Annotated in this window: 9 protein-coding genes; all 9 read right to left on the bottom strand. The window is 29.3% G+C overall.

Going from position 1 to position 3,738, the window contains the following annotated elements:
* Positions 1–124: 124 nt before the first annotated feature.
* Positions 125–274 (bottom strand): hypothetical protein, encoded by a 150-nt coding sequence (locus tag ACRDBA_RS14270; protein ID WP_438573598.1) that lies wholly within the window; start codon positions 272–274, stop codon positions 125–127.
* A gap of 1 nt (position 275) precedes the next feature.
* Positions 276–497 (bottom strand): hypothetical protein, encoded by a 222-nt coding sequence (locus ACRDBA_RS14265; protein WP_438573597.1) that lies wholly within the window; start codon positions 495–497, stop codon positions 276–278.
* Positions 498–612: 115 nt separating this feature from the next.
* Complete coding sequence (locus ACRDBA_RS14260; RefSeq protein WP_438573596.1) at positions 613–798, bottom strand: helix-turn-helix domain-containing protein; 186 nt, start codon at positions 796–798, stop codon at positions 613–615.
* 68 nt (positions 799–866) lie between these two features.
* Positions 867–1,271 (bottom strand): GIY-YIG nuclease family protein, encoded by a 405-nt coding sequence (locus ACRDBA_RS14255; protein ID WP_438573595.1) that lies wholly within the window; start codon positions 1,269–1,271, stop codon positions 867–869.
* A gap of 46 nt (positions 1,272–1,317) precedes the next feature.
* Positions 1,318–2,346: an FtsK/SpoIIIE domain-containing protein gene (locus ACRDBA_RS14250; protein WP_438573594.1), complete on the bottom strand. Its 1,029-nt coding sequence runs from the start codon at positions 2,344–2,346 to the stop codon at positions 1,318–1,320.
* 196 nt (positions 2,347–2,542) lie between these two features.
* Positions 2,543–2,764 (bottom strand): hypothetical protein, encoded by a 222-nt coding sequence (locus ACRDBA_RS14245; protein WP_438573593.1) that lies wholly within the window; start codon positions 2,762–2,764, stop codon positions 2,543–2,545.
* 78 nt (positions 2,765–2,842) lie between these two features.
* The gene (locus ACRDBA_RS14240) at positions 2,843–2,995 is read right to left on the bottom strand and encodes a hypothetical protein (protein WP_438573592.1); all 153 of its coding nucleotides are present in this window, start codon (positions 2,993–2,995) and stop codon (positions 2,843–2,845) included.
* A gap of 193 nt (positions 2,996–3,188) precedes the next feature.
* Positions 3,189–3,506, bottom strand: a complete 318-nt coding sequence (locus tag ACRDBA_RS14235) for a hypothetical protein (RefSeq protein WP_438573591.1) — start codon at positions 3,504–3,506, stop codon at positions 3,189–3,191.
* 46 nt (positions 3,507–3,552) lie between these two features.
* Positions 3,553–3,738 (bottom strand): hypothetical protein (locus tag ACRDBA_RS14230; protein ID WP_438573590.1); only part of this gene is annotated, 186 nt, incomplete at its 5' end.

The following is a 3,738-nucleotide window of genomic DNA, read 5'->3' as shown; positions in this document are numbered from 1 at the left end:
TAATACTTATATAATCACTTGTTCCTTTTTCTAATCCATCTCTTTGATGTTCTAATATTACCAACTTATCATTTAATTCTAAATACTTTTCCCAATATCTATTATTATACATTTTTATTACCTCCTAGTAATTTGATTTATTATTTAATTCATATTCCATGTCTGAGATTATATTCTCTAACATTTCTATTTCATCTGCATCTGTCAGTAGTTGCAAATCTAACTTATATTGTATAAGTTGTTCTTCTTGTATCTTCTCCCAAGATTTAAACATATTATTCACACTCCTTTGACTTGCACTCTCTAAAACATTCAAAGCATACCATATCATATTTCAATGTACCACCAATGTATTGAGTCTTACCTTTTAAATCTTTTCCACAACAATCACATTTTTCAAGATTTTCAAAGTCGTTTCCATAACAACTTACACATCCTAAATCTCCTATTAAGTCGCTTTTTAAAAGTCCTCTTTCTCCACATCTTTCACATTTCATAATTTATTACCTCCTATTTAGCTATCTTAATTATATTATATGCTTATTATATCCATTTGGCAACACTTTATACAAATAAAATACCGACAAATTTTTCTATCGGTATATTTTCTCTTTAAACTAGATCATTTAAAGTTATTCCCAATACCTCGCACAATCTAACAAGTATTTCTACGTTAGCTTTTCTCTTTCCGTTTAAATATCTATTGTAAGTGCTTACCGCTATATTGGAATCTTTACAAAGTTTCGTAACGGTAATACCTTTTTCCTTTCTCACTTCTTCCATTTTCATATAATTCATATGTTTTAAATTCTCCCTTCAGTATCATACGTTAATTATATTATATAGTGTTGCCGATTGTCAAATATTTATAACATATTATACAAACAAAGTATTAACATTATTATTAGATATATAAAGGCTACATATCTCCAAATACCAGTATTACTTATTTTACTAGGCTTAACATCTTTAAATTGCTTATACAGTTTCCAATCTTGATTATCTTCTAATAGTAAAGTCGGTGTATCTCTGCTCTGCTGAAGCTTATTAAACTTTGGTGCATACTTAGTTATATAATATGTTTCCATTATTAAAGCATCAGATTCAGTTTTCCACTTCTTATACTCAATCCTAGCTACTGAACTATAACACTCTTTAGGTAAATGTCCTTTTGTAAAATGTTGGCTCATTCTAGCGTCCATTGTTTGACTTGTCTTGCCGACATATATTATATTTGCATTGCTATCTAAGAATCTATAGGTAAAAGCCATTTTATACCACCTCATTTCATTTACAAATCATTTCTCAATACTTATATCATACTTCCTTTTTAAATCGTTTTAAATAGGCTTCTATGTCCTCTTCTTCCAAGAAAAATATTTGTGTTTCTTCTATTCCCTTAGAGTTCTCAATCTTACATCTACCTTTAACAGATATGTCTTGCAAATCGTGACCTTTTCCTATAAGTGTTGTACTGTCTGTTTCGTCCTTAGTGTGGAATCCTACAGTTTGCGAACAGTTCATTTTACATTTACCTATAGTATCTTTAGTGAAGTCCTGCGAAGCTAAAATAAAGTATATGCCATAGCTAGCACATTTTGACATCATAGAGTGTAACACGTTCTTAGTATCAATACTCTTTGGATCTTCCTTGTCACTTGCAAGTAATACTAATTCATCTATTACAACTATTATATAACTTAATTTCGTATCGCTTTTACTATTATATTTAATTACATTCCTACAATTAGCATTGTTTAATATCTCTGCTCTTTCCTCTATATTCTTATTAAGCTTATTTATCATTGATAAAAACTCTTTCTTGTTAGTGGCTACCTTCTTCCAATGTTCAAAATTTCTATAATAATATATATCTGAAAACTTATAATCACATCCTAAAAAAATAACCTCATTAGGAGTATAAGTTAGCATTACATTAGTTATAAATACATTCAAGAAGCTAGATTTTCCCCACCTAGAAGCACCTCCAACCATTGCATGACCCTCTAATATATCAAACTCCTTGTACTCACCCTCTAAGGTTAATCCAACAATAGCAGATACCCCTTCCTTGTCGCCTTCTATATATACATATTTAGCAATATCTCCAAGTTTCATACTGTCAAAGTTTTCTGTAGGTATATACTCATACTTTTTTATATTATCGGTTAATTGTAAATCGTCAGCAGCTGCTACATCAGAATAACTCTTTCCCTCTACCAATCTATATATCAAGTTGCCCCAAGCATCCCATATCTTAGGTACAAGATTCCACGCTAGTGCCACTGTATCAAGCATACTATCAACTAAAGGCTCTAGCATATTCCCTTTATTATTATTTTGCACGTTGCCACCCCTCCCCATTCGGGTATAATATAATTAAATAAAATAAATATGGTTTTATATAAAATAAAATAAGTTAAAATTAGTAGTAATAGGAGTAGGTCTTGGCAACCCTACTCCTTATTTTTTTACTATAATAATGCTAATATGCAAGCACCATAGTATATTACTAACATTCCTACCGCAGTTACAGTTCCCATTATATATTCCCCTTTCTCTTAGATGTTTCATAACCTCCACAAGCTTCTACCAACTCAAAGCCATGTTCATCAGTTAATATATCCCTTAGTGTGTAAAAGTCGTTCTCTGCTTCCTCATTAGCTTCCTCGCATACTTCTTTAAACTTCCTATAACTCATATTAGTGTCATGTTTTAATATTGCTAACACTTCTCCCTTTTGTTCTAATGTGTATATCCTCATTGTATCAACCCCCTATTTAATTGTTATAGTTTAGTATATGCCAATTGGGAATAAAAGTTGCATAAAAATATTATTAATTTACATTAACACTCTATCGTAACTAATATACTCACGGTATTTATCGCAAATTAAATCATCAACAATATCTTTATTGGTAATAGCACAATACTTTCTCTTTAAATTAAATGAATATTTACAATTCTCACAGTTTGAACATATTTTTATTTTCATAATTAACCTCCTAATTAAAGTTGCATAAAAAAGACTAGAATTTTAATCCTAGCCTAATTTATTTTTATATATCATACTTATCAATAAGCATATACAATTCCTTGTACCAATCTTCTAGCATATGCTCACTTAATCCATATTCCTCAAAATCTCCAATATTCATTTTATTCTTTCGAACTAACTTCGTCTTACTTTATTCGCATACATACGAAAACATTTCTTTTATTTGCCAATAATGAAAATTATTTATAAGCTTATACATATCTCTTAAATTATAGTCTTTTATAATTTCATAATATGTAACTAATTCAGTTAATATTTTTATAAGTTTTTTAGCTTCTGATACAACTCCATTACGTGTACTTATATTTTCAATATTTACATAATCATCACTTATAGTTTCAAGGTTTAACACATATTCTAATACACATTCCTTGATAACTTCTAAACCTTCAACATATCCAACAGTTTCAGAATAAACCCTTAAATCATTTATAAATTCTTCTTTCATCTATATATCCTCCTAGAAGCTAGAGGTAACCCCTAGCTATATTATTTTATTTAAACTTTCCTTCTTGACTTTCTAACAATATTCTCTCGAGTTCATCCTCACTATATTTCATGAAATTATTATTAACTCCATGACTTGCACCTTTTTTATGATTTCCTACGTTTGAATCAAATTTACTTCCTTCAACCTTTTGTTGATTATTTCCAGTATACTTTTTATCTATTTGGCGTAT

Origin of the sequence: Clostridium sp., assembly GCF_051654825.1 — a bacterium.
Taxonomy (GTDB): Bacteria; Bacillota; Clostridia; order Clostridiales; family Clostridiaceae; genus Clostridium.
Note: the sequence above shows the minus strand (reverse complement) of the source record. Positions and strands in the feature narration are given on the sequence as shown.